General features: G+C 59.9%; 15 protein-coding genes and 1 riboswitch. Of the genes, 6 read left to right on the top strand and 9 right to left on the bottom strand.

Annotation, left to right across the window (positions count from 1 at the left end):
• Window positions 1-72: 72 nt before the first annotated feature.
• Window positions 73-1,182, top strand: coding sequence for an ATP-binding protein (locus OIL77_02090; GenBank protein ID HJI44212.1), 1,110 nt, complete (start codon window positions 73-75; stop codon window positions 1,180-1,182).
• A 19-nt stretch (window positions 1,183-1,201) separates the two neighbouring features.
• Window positions 1,202-3,697, top strand: coding sequence for an excinuclease ABC subunit UvrA (locus tag OIL77_02085; protein HJI44211.1), 2,496 nt, complete (start codon window positions 1,202-1,204; stop codon window positions 3,695-3,697).
• Between the two features lie 29 nt (window positions 3,698-3,726).
• Here OIL77_02085 and OIL77_02080 read toward each other — a convergent pair whose 3' ends face one another.
• From OIL77_02080 to OIL77_02055, 6 genes are all read right to left on the bottom strand, one after another.
• Window positions 3,727-4,326, bottom strand: coding sequence for a tRNA (cytidine(34)-2'-O)-methyltransferase (locus tag OIL77_02080; GenBank protein ID HJI44210.1), 600 nt, complete (start codon window positions 4,324-4,326; stop codon window positions 3,727-3,729).
• Between the two features lie 100 nt (window positions 4,327-4,426).
• The gene (locus OIL77_02075) at window positions 4,427-5,557 is read right to left on the bottom strand and encodes a GTP-binding protein (protein HJI44209.1); all 1,131 of its coding nucleotides are present in this window, start codon (window positions 5,555-5,557) and stop codon (window positions 4,427-4,429) included.
• An 86-nt stretch (window positions 5,558-5,643) separates the two neighbouring features.
• Window positions 5,644-5,985 (bottom strand): ArsC family transcriptional regulator, encoded by a 342-nt coding sequence (locus tag OIL77_02070; protein HJI44208.1) that lies wholly within the window; start codon window positions 5,983-5,985, stop codon window positions 5,644-5,646.
• A gap of 16 nt (window positions 5,986-6,001) precedes the next feature.
• Window positions 6,002-6,625: a flavodoxin family protein gene (locus tag OIL77_02065; protein HJI44207.1), complete on the bottom strand. Its 624-nt coding sequence runs from the start codon at window positions 6,623-6,625 to the stop codon at window positions 6,002-6,004.
• Window positions 6,626-6,736: 111 nt separating this feature from the next.
• On the bottom strand, window positions 6,737-8,266 hold the full coding sequence (locus OIL77_02060) for a diguanylate cyclase (protein ID HJI44206.1): 1,530 nt from the start codon (window positions 8,264-8,266) through the stop codon (window positions 6,737-6,739).
• 127 nt (window positions 8,267-8,393) lie between these two features.
• Window positions 8,394-11,111 (bottom strand): EAL domain-containing protein, encoded by a 2,718-nt coding sequence (locus tag OIL77_02055; GenBank protein HJI44205.1) that lies wholly within the window; start codon window positions 11,109-11,111, stop codon window positions 8,394-8,396.
• A gap of 319 nt (window positions 11,112-11,430) precedes the next feature.
• Here OIL77_02055 and OIL77_02050 point away from each other — a divergent pair, with 319 nt between their 5' ends.
• Window positions 11,431-12,300 (top strand): patatin family protein, encoded by an 870-nt coding sequence (locus OIL77_02050; protein ID HJI44204.1) that lies wholly within the window; start codon window positions 11,431-11,433, stop codon window positions 12,298-12,300.
• A 101-nt stretch (window positions 12,301-12,401) separates the two neighbouring features.
• Here the strand turns inward: OIL77_02050 and OIL77_02045 are convergent, their stop codons facing one another.
• The 3 genes from OIL77_02045 to thiM are packed head-to-tail and all read right to left on the bottom strand — an operon-like array spanning window position 12,402 to window position 14,278.
• A complete protein-coding gene (locus OIL77_02045) occupies window positions 12,402-13,097 on the bottom strand; it encodes a thiamine phosphate synthase (GenBank protein HJI44203.1) in 696 nt (231 codons plus the stop codon).
• Entirely contained in the window at window positions 13,094-13,435 is a 342-nt protein-coding gene (locus OIL77_02040) for a thiamine-binding protein (protein HJI44202.1), read from the bottom strand. The genes OIL77_02045 and OIL77_02040 overlap by 4 nt, the downstream gene beginning before the upstream one ends.
• Before the next feature lie 3 nt (window positions 13,436-13,438).
• Entirely contained in the window at window positions 13,439-14,278 is an 840-nt protein-coding gene (thiM, locus tag OIL77_02035; GenBank protein ID HJI44201.1) for a hydroxyethylthiazole kinase, read from the bottom strand.
• A 51-nt stretch (window positions 14,279-14,329) separates the two neighbouring features.
• Window positions 14,330-14,440: riboswitch (TPP riboswitch) on the bottom strand.
• A gap of 163 nt (window positions 14,441-14,603) precedes the next feature.
• Here thiM and OIL77_02030 point away from each other — a divergent pair.
• The 3 genes from OIL77_02030 (at window position 14,604) to OIL77_02020 (ending at window position 17,708) form a co-directional block, all read left to right on the top strand.
• Window positions 14,604-15,512 carry a Cof-type HAD-IIB family hydrolase gene (locus tag OIL77_02030; GenBank protein ID HJI44200.1) on the top strand — a complete coding sequence of 303 codons (909 nt, stop codon included), beginning with the start codon at window positions 14,604-14,606 and terminating at the stop codon, window positions 15,510-15,512.
• 10 nt (window positions 15,513-15,522) lie between these two features.
• Window positions 15,523-16,419 carry a LysR family transcriptional regulator gene (locus OIL77_02025; protein ID HJI44199.1) on the top strand — a complete coding sequence of 299 codons (897 nt, stop codon included), beginning with the start codon at window positions 15,523-15,525 and terminating at the stop codon, window positions 16,417-16,419.
• A gap of 155 nt (window positions 16,420-16,574) precedes the next feature.
• Window positions 16,575-17,708 carry a 5-methyltetrahydropteroyltriglutamate--homocysteine S-methyltransferase gene (locus tag OIL77_02020; GenBank protein ID HJI44198.1) on the top strand — a complete coding sequence of 378 codons (1,134 nt, stop codon included), beginning with the start codon at window positions 16,575-16,577 and terminating at the stop codon, window positions 17,706-17,708.
• Window positions 17,709-17,779: the final 71 nt, after the last annotated feature.

Here is a 17,779-nt window from a genome sequence, read left to right as displayed (position 1 = left end):
ATATGCTATTGGTATAACTCGGTATAAGTTAGTATAACTATTGCCAGGGTTTGCCAATCCGAGGAGGCCGACATGAATCCAAATCCCTTTAAGCCCACGGCTGGCAAGCGGCCTCCGATGCTCATTGGTCGCGAGTCAGTCACCGAAGATTTCGAGGAAGGGCTCGATAACGGCGCCGGAGCGCCGGGCAGGCTCATGCTCATTACGGGAAACCGCGGCTGCGGCAAGACGGTTCTCCTGCGGGAGCTGCAACGTCTGGCCAATGAGCGCGGATGGGCGGTTGTCTCCGATTCCGCTTCGCTTGGCTTATGCGACCGCTTGGCCGACGCGCTTCGCTCGAATAAGCCCATTGTGACGTCAATGGAATTCGGTCCGTCGTTTGGCCGGATGTCGGTCGAGGCGGCGCGAGCAAAGGGCGAAACGTTGCGAGGGCTGGTCAACGAGCGCCTCAAGAAGCTCGGTCCAGGCAAGGGCATACTGTTTGCGATTGACGAGGCGCAATCTGCGTCTATCGAGGAACTAGCGGCTCTTGCCGTTCTCTATCAGCAGGTGCTCGGAGACCAGGATGCCACGGGCTTGTCCGATAGCGACCAGCGCGGTCTTGCGCTGGTGTTCGCCGGCTTACCCAGTATGGTTGACGATCTGCTCGAAGAGCCGAGCGTGACGTTTTTGCGGCGTGCCCAGCAGCGTACGCTGGGGGCGATATCTTTGCCCAAGGTGCGCGATTCATATGTCCAGACGGTCAAAGGTGCTGGTCTTTGCGTTGATGTGGAGACGGCGGACCTTGCGGCACACAAGAGCATGGGGCATCCCTATATGGTTCAGCTGGTGGGCTATTACATGTGGCGGTCTGCTGTCCGGCGTGGCTCGCAGGTCATCGAAAGGCGCGATGTCGAGGATGGCCATGCGGATGCCGTCTCCGAGTTCTACGAAGCAGTTGACGCGCCCCTGTATTACGGGCTTCGCAGTCCGCAACGCCTCTTTATCGAGGCCATGGCGGTTGACGAGGGCAAACCGACGCGCATGGCGGATATCATTGAGCGCTGCGAGCGTACCCAGAGCTGGGCGAGTAAATATCGCGCAAGCCTGATTCGCGAGCGCGTCATCGAAGCTGCCGGATACGGCCTCGTCCGATTTACCGTGCCCATGCTGGGCGCGTACATTCGCGATCGAGTTATATGACATGAGTAGGGTGATAAAGGTGACGGAACAGAAGATGAGCCCGCAGGCTATCGAGGTACGTGGCGCACGTGTACACAACCTCAAGGACATCGATATCGATATTCCGCTGGGAAAGCTCGTGGGTATTGCCGGCGTGTCGGGTTCGGGCAAGAGCTCGCTGGCACTGGGGGTTCTTTATGCCGAGGGCTCGCGTCGTTACCTGGAGGCGCTCAGCACCTATACTCGACGTCGCCTGACGCAGGCCGAGCACGCTCAGGTGGACGAGGTACTGCACGTGCCGGCGGCGCTCGCATTGCATCAGCGCCCTAGCGTGCCGGGCGTGCGTTCCACCTTTGGCACCATGACCGAGCTTAACAATAGCCTGCGTCTGCTCTTTAGCCGTTGCGCCCATCATGTGTGCCCGCATTGCGGGGCGCGTGTGGAGCCGAGCCTTAACGTGGCCGCTGGCCTGTCGCTCACGTGCCCTGCATGCGGCCGCGAGTTCTACGCGCCGAGTGCCGAGGATTTGGCTTTCAATAGCGGCGGTGCATGCCCCACCTGTGGCGGTACCGGTGTCATGCGCGAGGTGGACGAAGCGAGCCTGGTGCCCGACGAGTCCAAGACCATCAACGGAGGCGCGGTGCTTCCCTGGGGCACGCTCATGTGGGATCTGATGAAGCAAGTGGCAGGCGAGATGGGCGTGCGTACCGACGTGCCGTTTAACCAACTTACGCCTCAAGAGCGCGACATCGTGTTTCACGGCCCGGCGGTTAAGAAGCATATTCTCTACGTTCCCAAAAACGGCGAGGGCGCCACGCCGCTCGATTTCACCTATTACAACGCCGTCTATACCGTCGAGAATGCGCTCGCCAAGGTTAAGGACGACAAGGGCCTCAAACGCGTTGCGCGCTTTTTGCGCGAGGGGCCATGCCGTGACTGTGGCGGCACGCGTCTCTCCGAGGCTGCGCGCCAGCCCCAGGTGCGCGGTATCAATCTGGCGCAGGCGGCTGCCATGACGCTGGGCGAGGCGATTGAGTGGGTGCGCGGGGTGCCCGCATCCTTGCCGGCCGAGATGCAGCCCATGGCGACGGATATCTGCGATTCATTTTTGCGCACGGCCCGTCGTCTGGTCGACCTGGGTCTCGATTACCTTTCGCTCGATCGCGCAGGCGCCACGCTCTCCACGGGTGAGCGCCAGCGCGTGCAACTCGCCCGCGTGGTGCGCAACCGATCGACGGGCGTGCTCTATGTGCTGGACGAGCCCTCGATTGGCTTGCATCCTGCTAATGTCGACGGCCTGGTAGGCGTGATGCGCGATCTGGTGGATGACGGCAACACCGTGGTTGTTGTCGACCACGATACGCGCGTACTAGCGGAAGCCGACTATCTGGTCGAGATGGGCCCCGTTGCCGGAGCAGGCGGCGGTAATGTGATTGCCGCGGGTACGGTGGATGAGGTCGAGCAATCGCAGGGCAGCCGCATCGCCCCGTTTTTGCGCTCGGAGTCCAAGCGCTTGCGTCCACAGGTGACTGACGAGGAAATGTTCGACCAGGGACATATCCGCATGGCAACCGATGCCATCCATACCGTCAAGCCGCTCGAAGTCGATATCCCGCGCGGCCGTCTCGTCGCGGTGACGGGCGTTTCGGGTTCGGGCAAGACGACGTTGGTGCTCGAGACGCTCATCCCGGCGCTTAAGGCGCGGGCAGCCGGCGAGCGTCTGCCAAAACATGTGCGTTGGGTCGATGCCGAAGGCATTGCCCGCGCCAACCTGATTGACGCCACGCCCATCGGTGCCAACGTGCGCTCGACGGTAGCGACTTATGCCGACATCCATGATGAGCTGCGTCGTGCCTTCGCCCGTACGCCCGAGGCCAAGGCAGCCGGCTACAAGGCGGGTGCCTTTAGCTACAACACTGGCGCCTTGCGCTGCCCTACGTGCGATGGCACGGGCTCGATATCGCTTGACGTGCAGTTTTTACCCGATGTCGAAATCGTCTGCCCGGCATGTCGCGGTTCGCGTTATGCAGACGCGGCTTTGTGTATCCATCGCGAGGGCAAGGACGGGAGCTTGCTGACGTTGCCGCAGCTCATGGACATGAGTGTGGACGAGGCCCTCGACGCCACGTTGGGACTCAAAAAAGTCCAGGCGCGCTTGCAGACCTTGCACGACCTGGGCTTGGGTTATCTCACGCTCGGTGAGCCCACGCCGGCGCTTTCGGGCGGCGAGGCGCAGCGTCTTAAGCTTGCGAGCGAGATGGGCCGCGTGCAGGATGATGCCGTATTCGTGTTCGACGAGCCCACGATCGGCCTTCATCCGCTCGATGTTCAGGTGTTGCTGAGTGTGTTTGACGGCCTCGTTGCCAAGGGCGCCACGGTTATCGTGATCGAGCACGATCTCGACCTTATCCGTAACGCCGATTATGTGATCGACATGGGCCCGGGCGGTGGCGACGCCGGCGGGCAAATCGTCTGCGCCGGTACGCCGGGCGACATCGCAACCTGCTCCGCAAGCATCACCGGTCGCTACCTATAACCGAATGTGACAAAGGGATAACCCCTTTGTCACATTCCCGGAAAGCCTGTCTGGCGCAGGGCCTCGTAGAGGACAATGGCGGCGCTGTTGGAGAGGTTGAGTGCGCTGATGCGGTAGTCGTCCGGGTCGACGAAGTTGCCGCAGATATCCTGCTGAAGGATGGCTTCGTGGCTGTCCTCGGTATGTCCGAGCGATTCCTCGTGGGCTTCCCAGACCTCGGCGTTGTCAAGCGAATCGCAATCGCGCAACATGGGGATGTGTTCGCAGCGCTCGGGCGCCGCGGCAAGCAGCGGCTCGGGAATGCCCGAGCTCTCGCTGCCAAAGACCAAGTAGTCGCCATCGCGGTAGGTACTCTGCGCATAGGTGCGGCGTGCCTTTTTGGTCAGCAGATGTAGGCGACCATCGGCGGGGGAGAGGCCGTTGCGTGCAAGGAAATCCTCCCAGCCGGCATAGGTCGCCACGTCCAAGTTTTGCCAGTAGCCCAGGCCGGCGCGACGTACCGTCTTGTCATCGAGCGAAAAGCCCAGCGGCTCCACCAGATGTAGGCGGGCGCCGGTGACCACGCAGGTACGTCCGATATTGCCCGTATTGGCCGGAATCTCGGGCGCATACAGCACAATGTTGAACATGAATCTCCTTGGCTCAGAACGAAAAACCACCACGAAGGGAACAGGCACCTTCGTGGTGGTTTGGCGGTTACGTAGCGGAAAAATGCCCGCTTAGATAAACCTAGGCGCGGTGCCAGTCAGTCAGGCAGGCATCGAGGGAGGCGATGAGCGCATCCTTGTCCATGTGACGGCCGATGATGCACAGGCTCGTCATGCGGTCGCCCGTCTCGTCGTCCCAAATCTGCATGATCTCGGGGTTCTCGTCGATGATCTTCTGCTTCTCGCCCTCGGGCGCGGAGTCAACGAACAAGCCGTTCTCCATCAGGCGCATCTGGTGGCCGGCCTGCTCAAACATGTAGCACATGTCCGGATTGCTGGCCTGCCACAGCGGGCCCTTGACGCGGATGACCTCGTCGGGCCACTCCTGCTCAACAAAATCGGTGAACTTCTGCAGGTCAAACGGCTTGCGGCGCGAGTACACAAAGGTCTCGATGTCGTACTCGAGCACCTCGGGGTCGTCGTGCTCCTCGGGATGCTCCATGGCCTCGATCCAGGCGGCGGAGTTGTAGGCGCGCATAAAGTCGAAGCGGTCGGTGTCGAGCAGTTCCTCCATGGGGACCTCGCCGTTTTGGGCCTCGACGATCACGGCGTCCTTCTGCAGGCTGCGCACGATGGCCTTGAGCTCGGCGATCTGCTCAGGGCTCACGGTATCGGTCTTGTTGAGGATCAGCGTGGAACAGAACTCGATCTGCTGGATGAGCAGGCTTTCGATGTCGTCCTCGTCGATATCCTCTGCCAGCAGGTCACGACCGCCGTTGAACTCGTCGTACATGCGGGCGCAGTCGACCACGGCCACGATGTTGTCGAGCGCGAGCTTGGGCTCGCCGCCCACCTTGGCCTCGTCGCAGAAGCTCGAGATGGTGTAGGCGATGGGGATAGGCTCACAAATGCCCGAAGCCTCGATGATGATGTAATCGAAGTCGCCCGAATCGGCGATGCCCTGCAGCTGGTTGGCAAGGTCGTCCGAAAGCGTGCAGCAGATGCAGCCGTTGGTGAGCGGGATAAGGTCGTCGGTCTCGGAAAGGCCGCCGTCGGCGATAAGGCTGGCGTCGACGTTGATCTCGCCGATATCGTTGACGATCACGGCGGCGCGGATGCCGCCGTCGTTAGCGAGGATGTGGTTGAGCAGCGTGGTCTTGCCGGCACCGAGGTATCCGGTAAGCATGATGATCTTCACGGGTTTGTTGGGCATATGCCCTCCTTTGTTAGACATGGCTTACAGTTGAATCTTATGCCAAACGCCTGCTCTTATACCCACGCGCCGGCAAATAACACAGGCTACTCCCAGGCTCCCCATACATCGGGGCAATAACCGACGGTGGCCTTTTTGCCGTTGCGCACGATGGGCTCGGCTAGAACCTGCTGATTCTCGAGCAGTTTATCGAAGCGCTGGCTAGGGGTGAGATGCTGGATGAGCGCGAGCGTCTCCTCGTCCTTAGCCTTGGGATTGAGCAGCTTGTCGATGCCGCCGACCGCCTGCATCACGCTCGTGAGCTCGCCTTTGCTCATCTCCTTTTCCTTAAGGTCAATAAACTGCACCTTAATGCGGCGCTCCTTAAAATAGCGCTGGGCCTTCTTGGTGTCGAACGACTTTTTGGTGCCGAAGATTTGCACGTTCATAGTATGTTCCGCCGTTCTACCTGATGAAGTTGGTGCGCTCGCGATCGGCTTCGGGGGCTTCGATGCCGGCGGCCTGTCCTGCCTCGATACAATGCAGGAGCCAGGCCATGTTCTTGCCGATGTTGCGCATGGTGGCCAGACCCTCGGCATCTCCGTCGGCGTCGCCGGGCACGCAGCCAAACACGTTGTTCCAGTACGTGGACGCTACCACAGGCATCTGGTTGATGGTGAAGTACTTATTGAGCACGTCGAAGGTCGTCGACGTACCGCCGCGACGGGCGACGGCGACGGCAGCGCCCGGCTTGTGTGCAAAAGCTTTGCTACCGGCATAGAATGCGCGATCGAGTGCCGAGAGAATGCGGCCGCTGGGGTGCGCGTAGTAGACAGGCGAGCCAAAGACAAAGCCGTCGGCCTGTTCGGCGGCAGCGATCAGCTCGTTGACCACGTCGTCGTCAAAGGTGCAGCGACCGCCAAGCTTGCCACACTGGCCGCAACCGATGCAATCGCGAATGGGCTTGGCGCCCAGCTGAAACACCTCGGTATCAATGCCTTCTGCATTAAGTTGCTCTGCGACCTCGGTGAGTGCGCGGGCGGTGTTGCCGTTTGCCTTGGGGCTGCCATTGACCAAAAGAACCTTCATCACAAACTCCCTCTGCTGTCGGTGACTTCTGCGGAGGATTATCGCACGAGAGGGTAGATGGCGTGGGGCGCGATGTGAAACGGCTTGTGTTTCACATCGCGCCCCACAACGCTAGTCCAACTTGGTGCCCGGTACCTGTGACGCTTCTTTAAGCAGCGCTTTGAGCTCGTTCAAAATGGAAACGGGCTGTCGATCGACAGCGTCCAGATGAAGCGTGGCCACGCGAATGGGCGGCTGATATTCAAGCGAGCCGATGAGCACGGGAGAACCCAGGAACCGTTCGATTTCGTCTGCAATCGCGTTGGTCTCTTCGGGATCAAAGTCGTCGAAAAGCGCCACGAATGTCGGCCCCGTCGAGCGGAACAGGCGACCCTTGCCGCGCGAGCATTCCATGAGGCAGGCGGCGCTCTCCGCCAAAACGCGATCGCCCGCATCAAAGCCAAAGCGGGCATTGACCTGAGCGATATCGTCGATTTTAATGGCGATCATGCCCGCCTTGCGCGCCACGCGACGCATTTCGCCAATGGCGTTGACCAGGGCGTGAATATCGCCCAGATCGGTCACGGAATCGGTCGTATCTGCCAGGCTTCGGTTGATGATAATGCCCACGTACATGTTAGGCTCGGTATCGGTGCCGTCCAAGCGGTAGCCCGTGCAGTCGCAAAGCGCGTACGCTCCGGTGGCATCCATCACGCGGTACTGCATGTAGTGGAAGTGCCACGTGCCGTTTATCACCATGTCGAGCTCGGCGCGTACGTTGTCGCGGTCCTCGGGGTGGACGCGAGCAAGCCACATATCGACCGAGTTAAAAGGGTGCTGGGAAGGCAGGTCAAAATCGCGCACGGCGTTAACCGACCATTGCGATTCTCCCGTATCGAGGTTAAGGATAAACGGATAGCGCGTCTCGGAGCTCATAGAGATCGCTTGGAACACCCGGTCGTTGCAGGGAAGCTGATCGACGATCGAGTGTTGTGGCACGTCATTGTCTTTCGGTTGCTGCACGCGGTGCATGAGCTTGTAGCGATACATTTTGCGATCGGCATCCATCGTCATCTGGCGACGCGTATCGCCTGCAAGCGGGTCGACGTGCGAGCAACCAAAACTAAAACTGGCGATCATGGGCGCCTTGCCGTCCGATGTTGCCTCGACAAGGTCGGTGCGTACCCGCTCCAGGCGCTGCTCGAGCTCGGTTTCGCTTGTCGTGGGGGACACGAGTACAAATTCGTCTCCACCGATACGGAACAGCATCTCATCGTGCTCCATTGCCTCGGTGAGCACGCGGCAGATGCTCAGAATATAGCGATTGCCTTCGGCGTGGCCAAACTTATCGTTGCAGTGCTTAAGGTGATCGATGTCAATATAGGCGCAGGTAAAGGGAGTGCCTTTGAGCCAGAGCTGATCGACATGGCGGTCGAGTCCACCACGGTTGCCAAGATTGGTGAGCGAATCGATATAGGCGCTGCGTTCGAGCAGCTGGCGTTCTTGTTGCAAGACGGCGAGCGTTTTCTGCAGTTGTTCGCCGATGGCGCGCAACTCCGTGGGCAGCGCGTCAACGTCGAGCTCGGCGGTTGAGGCTCCGTTTGCAAGCCGCTGAAGATGGGCAATGATTGACTGCTCGCCCATGCGGTACGACTCGTTCATGATGAATAACCTCCTTGGGCAGAACAGCGGTTTGTATCATATCCCCAATTCGGTTTGAATTGGGGATATAAGTTAGCTAATGGAGACAAATGTCCCCTTCGGCGGTGGTGTTTTGCGCGCGAGCGTATCAGTTGTTTTTGCCACCATCGAGCAATGCCTCAAAATCATTCGCCGGCATGGGGCGGTAGTAGAGGAAGCCCTGAGCGTAGCGGGCGCCCATGTGGCGTAGTATGTTTGCCTGCTCATTTGTCTCGACGCCTTCGACCACGACGGGCAGATGGAGCGACTGCGCCATCTCGAGCATCGATGACACGATCTGCGCGCTGCGGCCTTGATCGCGGTCGGTGGGCACAAAGGTGCGGTCGAGCTTGATGACGTCGACGTTGACGTTCTTGAGCATCGCGAGCGTGGACTGGCCGGTGCCAAAATCGTCCATATAGGTCGAGAAGCCGCGGGTGTGCAGGTCGGCTGTCAGTTTGTCCACGGCCTCGGACTCCCCCGTATAAGCCGTCTCGGTGATCTCGATACGCATGAGCTCGGACGGTAGGTTGTATTGGGCGGCGAGCGCCTCCATATGTTCGGCAACGTCGCAGGTAAGGATATCCACGCGCGACACATTAAGCGAGACCGGAACCACGCAAAGTCCTCGATCGATGCGCTCGCGCAGCCACGAGGCGACACCCTGCCAAATGTACTTGTCGAGCGTCACCACAAAGCCGCTTTCCTCGAGCACCGGGATAAAGGACGCAGGTGGAATCAATGATCCATCTTTGTCAATCCAGCGGGTGAGTGCTTCGGCGCCAATGATCTCGCCGGTTTCCATATCAACCTGGGGCTGCAGGTAGTAGGTGATGCGGTCGTTTGAGAGCGCATACTGGAACTCGGTGAGGGTGCGGTGAAACGCCACCTCGCGCTTGTATTCCTCGGGGCGAAAGACGGCGATGCGATCCTTAAAATCGTTTTTGGCGCGCCGATTGGTAAACATGGCCTTGGCCTGCGCGTCGATGGTGATTTCCTCGTTGGGGTCGATGGGGCAAACGCCCATGGACGGCCAGAAACCCACGCCGTCATCATGCTTGGCCACGGCGGCGCGAACGCGGTTATAGATTTGATGGACGGTGATGTGCTTAAAGGGGATGAGAATGCAAAAGTCGTCTTGGCCCCAGTATCCTGCGACGCCCATCTCGGCATTCTCGATGTCTTTGAGGACCGTGCCCACATCGGCGAGCACGCGGTCGCCCTCGGCCTGTCCGTGCCATTCGTTAAACAGTCGCATATGACCCATGTCGACGGTGGCGATACACCAAGCGCCGCCGTGCCTTGTCTTAAGAAATGCGTTGGCACGCCGCATAAACTCACTGGGTCGATAGAGGCCCGTGAGCGTATCGATGCGTTCGGCGACGGCGCTTTTGCGCTCAATCTCGGGTATGGGGAGGCTGTCGTTGGGTGCAAGCCCGCCGGCGGTGCGAAGACGACGGTCGAGTTCGCCTAAAACAGCGGTCGCTTGATTGATTAAGCGCTCGTAAAAGGCCGGGACGACAAGACAGACGGGGGTAATGGTGTCGTTCGCGATTCGAACAGGAGCGAAAACGGCCTCTTTAAGATGATGGGTCAGTTGCTCGAATGCCTCGTGGTCCAGATCGTTGCTGAGCACGACGAACTGGGCGTTTCGCGAGCGGAAGACGCGACTTCTGCCGCGGGTGATCGATAACATGCGGCCTGCGTATTCGGCGAGCATGTTGTCGACAGCCTCGGCCCCGTAGAGCTCGTTGAACTTTGCCGTGCCACAAACGCGGACCGCTATAAGCCCCGTCTCGCAACGGTCGCGACGGCAGGCATCGATAGCGTTGATCAGCATACGCTGCGTTCCGAGGCCCGTGGCGGCGTCGACGGTCTCGGCGAGTGAGTGGTTAACAAGTTCGCCGACATAGAGCGAGGGGGTATTTCCGTCGCCGTCGATGCGAAACCCGCGAGCGCGGCAGAGGACGTAGTCGCCCGCGGCATTGCGCATGCGGTACTGCATGACGCGGCGGTGTTTGGAGCCATTATAGATTTGGTCGATGTCGTTGATGTAGGCCTCAAGGTCATCGGGGTGGACGCGCGTTTTCCAGTAATCGTGGCAGTTGTCTACATGCTCAGAAGGAAGACCGAGATCGCGCAGGGCGCCTTGTGACCATAGGGTGCGATGTTTGTCCAAGTTCTCGATAAAGCAATAACGGCCTTCGTTGAGCATCGAAAAGGCGTCAAAAACGCGATCGCTTATTTCGAAGTCGTCGGTGTGGACTTCCGCGATATTGCGTCGATCAAGATGCATGGCATGGCGTAGCTTGTAGTCGTACATGCGATGGTCGGCATCGAGTGTCATGCGATTGGAGACTTCACCCAGGGCGGGGTCGGCGTGCGACACTCCGTAGCTAAACGAGTGAGGCATCTCGGAATCGTTGTTTTTGAGTAGGACCGTTCGGCAGTGTTCCAGGCGCTCGGCGAGGTCGTCCTCGGTCGCAATCGTAGACAGGATGGCAAACTCGTCGCCGCCTATGCGAAACGCCGCCTCGTCCACTTTCATATACAGCTTGAGATAGAGACTTACCTGCAAGATATAGCGGTTGCCCTCGTCATGCCCGAAGACGTCGTTGCAGTGCTTAAGGTTATCGATGTCGATAAACGCCATGGTCACGGGCAGTTCCTGCTCCCAGATTTCCTCTAGGGAACGGGCAAAGCCGCCGCGGTTGCCAAGTCCGGTGAGCTGGTCGGTAAAGGCCGTCCTAATCAGATCATCCTGACGCTCGAGAAGGTCACGGACGGTCTTTTCGAGCGTTTCGGTGTAATTGCTGGCGGTGTCCATGTTGTAAGCGGCTTTCTGAGGTCGGGGCGGATGGCGTCGGGCGAGCTCGTAGTGTACACGCGTCGTTGCTCGGCGCCTTGCGTGTATCCAGGCCCCCGCCTTGCTGCGTTGTTGAGTTACTTTGCCGGCTAATGTTCGCTGTTGATAACGGCTGAGTAGTATAGACAACAGTGCACAATTATATATGGGCGCACATGCTGTGGACGGCTATTATTCGCCAAACGGCAACGCCTGGGTGCGCATGAAAAATGCGACTGAGTCGATATATGTTGACGGGTATACTTGTCCCGTTTTAAAACGCAGGAACGGAGATGGTCACATGGCACAGCCGGATACGACGCGCACGGTGGGGCTTGCGCTCGAGGGAGGCGGCTACCGCGGTATGTATACGGCGGGCGTGCTCGACGTTTGGATGGAGCGCGGTTTGACCTGCGACCATATGGTGGGTGTCTCGGCGGGTGCGGCGTTTGGCTACAACTTTAAATCGCGCCAGATCGGCCGTGCCATTCGTTACAACAAGGCCTATTGCGCCGACAAGCGCTATGCGAGCGTGACCAGCTGGCTGCGAACCGGCGATATGTTCAATGCCGATTTTGCCTATCACGAGGTGCCTATCGAGCGCGATCCCATCGACTTGGAGGCGTATCGCGCCTGCCCCATGCGATTTACGTGCGTGTGTACCGATATCGAGACGGGCAAGGCCGTCTACCACGATCTACCGTATGGCGACGAGCGCGATATCGAGTGGATCCGGGCGTCGTCTGCCATTCCTGTGGCGACGCGTCCCGTTGCTATTGACGAGCATAAGTATCTGGATGGTGGCGTGGCTGATTCTATTCCCAGCGCATGGCTGTTTGCGCAGGGGTATGACCGCAATATCGTGGTACTCACGCAGCCGGCGGGCTTTGTGAAGCAGCCCAACAGCGTGATGCCCATGCTGCGGCGCGTGTTCCGTCACTATCCGGAGTTTGTTGCAGCGCTTGAGCATCGGCATGAGGTCTACAATGCCACGCTCGATGACCTGGCACGTCGAGAGGCTGCCGGCGAAATCTTTGTGGTGCGGCCGAGCGAATCGGTGAAGGTGCCGTCGCTGTGCCGCGAACCGGATGAGCTCGAGCGCATCTACCAGGTCGGCCGCCACGATGCAGAGGCGACTTTGCCGGCGTTGGAAGCGTATCTGGCGGGGTAAGGGTCGCATACGGAAAGCGCATCCCGGAATGGAGGCCCAAACTGGGATGCGCTTTCCATTGCTGAAGATATGAGGCTGCGAATCAGCTGTTCGGCCTATGCCTATGCCTGCTGCCAGGTGTCGACAAGCTCCTTGGCTGCGGCATGGGGGTCGTCGGCGCTGCAGACGGCGCTTACCACAAAGAAGCCGTCGACGCCGGTGGCCTTAAGCTGCGGCAAGTCGGCCGTCTTAACGCCGCCGCCCACCACGATGGGCACGGGGCTTGCCGCGTGGAGTGCGGCAAGGTCCTCAAAGCTCTTGGTGATGATAGAGCCGTCGGCCGCGCGTCCGCAGTCGCGCTTGGTCTCGGTCTCGTGGAGCGGGCCGATGCCCAGGTAGTCGACCAGGCTCATGTCGGCGGTCTTGACGTACTCGAGCATCTCCTCGCAGCGGGCCGAAAGGCCCACGATGGCGTCGGGGCCCAGCAGCTTGCGGCAGACCTCGACGGGAATGTCGCTCTGGCCTACGTGCACGCCATCGACGGCAATGCCCTGCTCGCGCGCGGCAAGCACACAGTCCAGACGGTCATCGATTAACAGGGCGACCTGACCGGTCTTGCCGGCCTGTGCGATTGCCTGCGCGGCGTCGTCGGTCAGCGCGATGATCTCGCGGGCGCTTGCCACCTTGGAGCGCACCTGGATGCAGGTAAAGCCGGCGTCGAGTGCCTGGGCCACCACATCGCCCACGGGGCGTCCGAGGGTGTTTTCGGGGCCGAGTACCAGATAGGCCGAGATATCAAGGTTGTCGCGGATGCTCATTGTGCTTCCTCCTGCTTTTTGATCTGTGCTTCCATGCGCTTGAGTTTGCCGGTCATGGTGTCGGTAAATCCGGGTCGAATATCGGCTTTGAGCACGACTTCGGTGCGGATGCCCTTGCTCGCCAACACAAAGGTCGCGTCGCGCACGACCTGCATGACCTCGTCCCAGTCGCCCTCGATCTCGGTGAACATCGAGGTGGTGCGGTTGGGGAGGCCGCTCTCGCGAATGACGCGCACGACCTCGGCGACCTCGGCGGACAGCTCGTCGCCGGTGCCGCATGGGGCGATGGCCACGGCGACGAGCGTGTTCATGCCGGCATTGGTTGCGGGTTCGGACATCGCTTATGCCTCCTCGAGCTCGAGTCGGTTGTCGGCAATATCCTGGGCGGTTGCGCGGTAGAGCTCGTCGATAAAGGCGACCTTAAAGCTTGCCGGGGCATCGGCGACGGCGGCGGCACGCGTGCCGGCAACGTTGTAGACGGCGGTGCCGCAGACTGCTGCCGTAAACGGATCGGTAGCACAGGCGTACACGGCCAGCACGCCGCCCTGCGAGCAACCGCAGCCGGTGATCTTGGACATGAGCGGGCTGCCGCCGTGGGATTTGGCCACGGTCGTGCCGTCGGTAATCAGGTCGACTTCGCCCGAGACCACAACGGCGCCGCCAGTGTGGCGGGCGAGCGCCACGGCGGCATCGCGGGCGGCATCGACCGTGTCGGTGGTATCGACACCGCGCACGCGGCTCAGATCGGCTGCCTCGCCCTCAAGACCCCACAGGCCGGCAAGCGCGATGATCTCGGAGGCGTTGCCGCGCACGATGGCGGGCTTGTACTGCTTGAGCTCGTTTACCAGCTGGGTGCGCAGGCTGCCGATGCCCAGGCCCACCGGGTCGAGCACCCAGGGCTTGCCGGCGTCGTGTGCCGCCTTGGCCGCGCGGGGAATCGTCTGCTCGTAGATGGGGAAGAGCGTGCCCATGTTGAGATAGATGGCACCGCCGCCGGCAACGAGTGCCTCGCCCTCGTCTGGCAGATAGACCATGGCGGCCGAACCGCCCACGGCGAGCTGTGCGTTGGCGACAAAGTCGATCGTCACCGTGTTGGTGATGGAACCGGCCATCGGATTGGTGGCACGAATCTCATCCACGGCCTTAACCACATTTTGCTTAAGCTGTTCCGAATCAATCACTGCACATGCCTCCTTGGCATAGAAAAGGGGCGCTGTGCATAGACAGCGCCCCTGTAAAGGCGGCATGCTCCCTACGCCAGCATTAACTGACAGGTTCAAAGGATTGGGCCCATTGCCCTCTCAGCCTTGTGGTTTGCACCGCCGGCACTCCCGCATCGAATCTGTTGTTCCCTATACTAGCGTACCTGCCAATATGGGACAGGTTTATTTTGGCAGGTGGCAACAGGGGCGCTGCGTTTTCCCAGATAAAACCTGCCAAGATAAACCTGTCCCTTATTGGCAGGTCGTTACAATAGACGGGATAAAGAATGACCGAGGGGACCTTATGATCAAACTTGTGCTGACCGATATGGACGATACGCTGATTCCTGCTGGACACGATGGCGCCAGCGACTGCGCCATCGAGGGCATTCATGCCATGCAGGCGGCGGGCCTGCATTTTGGCCCGGTTTCGGGTCGCCAGCCGTCCGCGATGAGCTGGATGTTCCGCAATCGCTCCGAGTGCTTCTCGACCGGTGCGTTTTGCAACGGCCAGGTGATGTTTGTCGATGGCGAGGCGGTTGCCTCGCGCGCAACTGATAACGATGCCCTTATGCGCCTGGCCGACTACCTGGAGCAAGAGACCGACGATACCTATTTGAAGGTCTACCGTCTGGGTGATGACTTTTGGGACAACGACGCCTATTGCGTGACAAGCGATCCCGAGCGTGTGCGTCGCGCCATGGAGTCAGGCGGCAACGCGTGGCTCAAGGGCGAAGAGGCTCCCTGTCGCCCTGTCGTTGACGATGCCCCGGTATACAAGGCGAATATCTGGAGTGCCCGTTCGCGCGAGGAGCTCGCCGAGCTGCGCGAGCGTGTTGCCGCCGAGGTGCCGGAGCTCTCGCTCGTGTTTCCCAACAACCGCGTGCGCCTGTTCGACGTTCTTCCGACCGGCTGGGACAAGGGCTGTGCTGCGCTGGAGCTGGCGCGCGCTTTGGGCCTGACGCCCGACGAGGTGGCCGTATTCGGCGATTCCGATAACGATTTGCCCATGATCGATGCCGTTCCCAATTCCGTTGCAGTCGCCAATGCCAACGAGGCCGTCACGGCTGCCGCGCGCTGGCATATCGGCGCTGCGGCAGATGATGCGGTTGCCGGGGCTCTGCATCAGATTGCCGCCTGCGCCGCGACGGGGGAGATGCCGTCGTTTATGCGTCAGATGGACGCGACGGGTTTCGACGTCACAAACGTCTAGGGAGAAAGCCATGAAGCTCCAGCAACTCAGGTATGTCGTCAAAGTTGCCGAATGCGGCAGCATCACCGAGGCCTCGCGCCGGCTCTTTGTGTCGCAGCCTTCGATTACCGCGTCGATCCGCGATCTCGAAAACGAGATGGGTGTGCATATCTTTGAGCGCACCAACAAGGGTGTCATTGTGTCCGAGGAAGGCGAGACCTTCTTGGGGTACGCGCGCCAGGTGCTCGACCAGGCCGACCTGCTCGAGGGCAAGTACAAAGGTACGTCCGAGCAGGTGCCGCACTTTAGTGTGAGCTGCCAGCATTATTCCTTTGCCGTTAATGCGTTTGTCGATGTGATCCGCGAGTTCGATGCCGCACGCTACGACTTTACCCTGCGCGAGGAGCAGACCCACGAAATTATCGAGGATGTCGCGCATATGAAAAGCGAACTCGGCATCCTGTATCTGTCGGAGCACAATCGCGAGGTCATCGAGCGCATGCTTGGCGCCAACGAGCTCGTATTCGAGGGGCTCTTCTGCGCCACACCGCATGTCTTCGTGTGCGCCGACCATCCGCTGGCGGGCCGCTCGAGCGTGACGCTTGAGGACTTGGAAGACTACCCGTTCCTGTCCTACGAGCAGGGCAGCTATAACTCGTTTTACTATTCCGAGGAACTGACCTCGACCTTTGAGCGCCGCAAGAATATCCGCGTGCGCGACCGTGCGACGTTGTTCAACCTGGCCATGGGTCTCAACGGCTACACGGTGTGTTCGGGCGTGATCAGCCACGAGCTCAACGGGCCGGGTATTATCTCGATTCCGCTCGACGTGGACGAGTACATGGAGATTGGCATCATCACGCGCAAGAACACGACGCTCACGCGCTACGGTCGGGCTTATATCGACGCGATTCGTCAGCATATCTAGGATGCTGTGCTCCGCACGGTTCAAGTCTCTTTATGACAGTCCAGACTGATATAGGGAGCATCTATATCAAACTGTTATAAACGTATATTTTACGATGGCAATATGAACGCTCATACTCTGTCCCAGTAAAGCAACCAATGCAAAGGGAGATATCTATGAGCACTTCGATTCAACCGAACGCGCCGTTTCGTGCCGATATCGTCGGCAGTTTTCTTCGTCCGCAGGCTGTAAAGGACGCCCGTGCCGCCTATGTCGCGGGTAAACTCGACGCTTCCGGCCTTAAGGCCGTCGAGGACGAGGCCATCCGCGACTTAGTGGCCAAGCAGAAGGCTGCCGGCTTGCAGGTGATTACCGATGGCGAGTTCCGCCGCAGCTACTGGCACCTCGATTTTATGTGGGGACTTAACGGCATTGAGCGCCGTACCTCACGCACGGGTTATATGTTCCATGACGAGGAGACGACGGCCGACACCGCTGTGGTTACCGGTCCCATTAGCGGCGAGAACCACCCGTTCGTCGAGCATTTTAAGTTCGTCAAGGCGCTTGAGGGAGAGGGCCACGTTGCACGCCAGACCATCCCGGCGCCTATCCAGACGTTCTCTGAGGTTACGCTCGATCGCTGCGACGGCCAGCAGGAGGGCCTGCGTGCCGTCTATAAGACCGACGAGGAACTTGCCGACGCCATTGCAGCCGCTTATCGCACGGTGATCGCCGACCTGTACGCAGCAGGCTGCCGCAACATCCAGTTTGATGACTGCACCTGGGGCATCTACTGCGATACCGATTTTGTCGCCAAAACCGGCATGAGCCCGGTCGACCTGCAAAAGGTAAGCGAGCTGGGCGTGGCGCTCAACAATGCCGCCATCGAGGGCAAGCCCGACGACCTGGTCATTAACACGCACGTGTGCCGCGGCAACTATCACTCCACCTATGCTTTTGAGGGCGGCTACGACCCTATCGCTCCGTACCTGTTTGCGCATGAGGATGTCGATGCGTTCTATCTGGAGTTCGACACGCCGCGCGCCGGCGGTTTTGAGCCGCTCAAGTACGTTGCCCCGGGCAAGAAGGTCGTGCTGGGACTGGTCACTACAAAGGCGGCTGAGCTTGAGGATGAGGACGTTATCGTCGAACGTATCCACGAGGCCGCAAAGTATGTGCCGCTCGAGAACCTGTACCTGTCGCCCCAGTGCGGCTTTGCCAGCTGCGAGATTGGCAACAAGCTGACCGAGGACGAACAGTGGGCAAAGATCGCGCTGGTCAAGCGCATTGCTGAGCGCGTTTGGAAGTAACGTTACCGTTTGCAGGTGACGGCGCGCGCGAGACATGACGTATCACGTACAATGGTTCGGATCGTATCGTT

This window comes from Coriobacteriaceae bacterium, assembly GCA_025993015.1.
Taxonomy (GTDB): Bacteria; Actinomycetota; Coriobacteriia; order Coriobacteriales; family Coriobacteriaceae; genus Collinsella.
The sequence above is the reverse complement of the archived record's forward strand: the minus strand, read 5'-3'. Positions and strand labels throughout refer to the sequence as shown.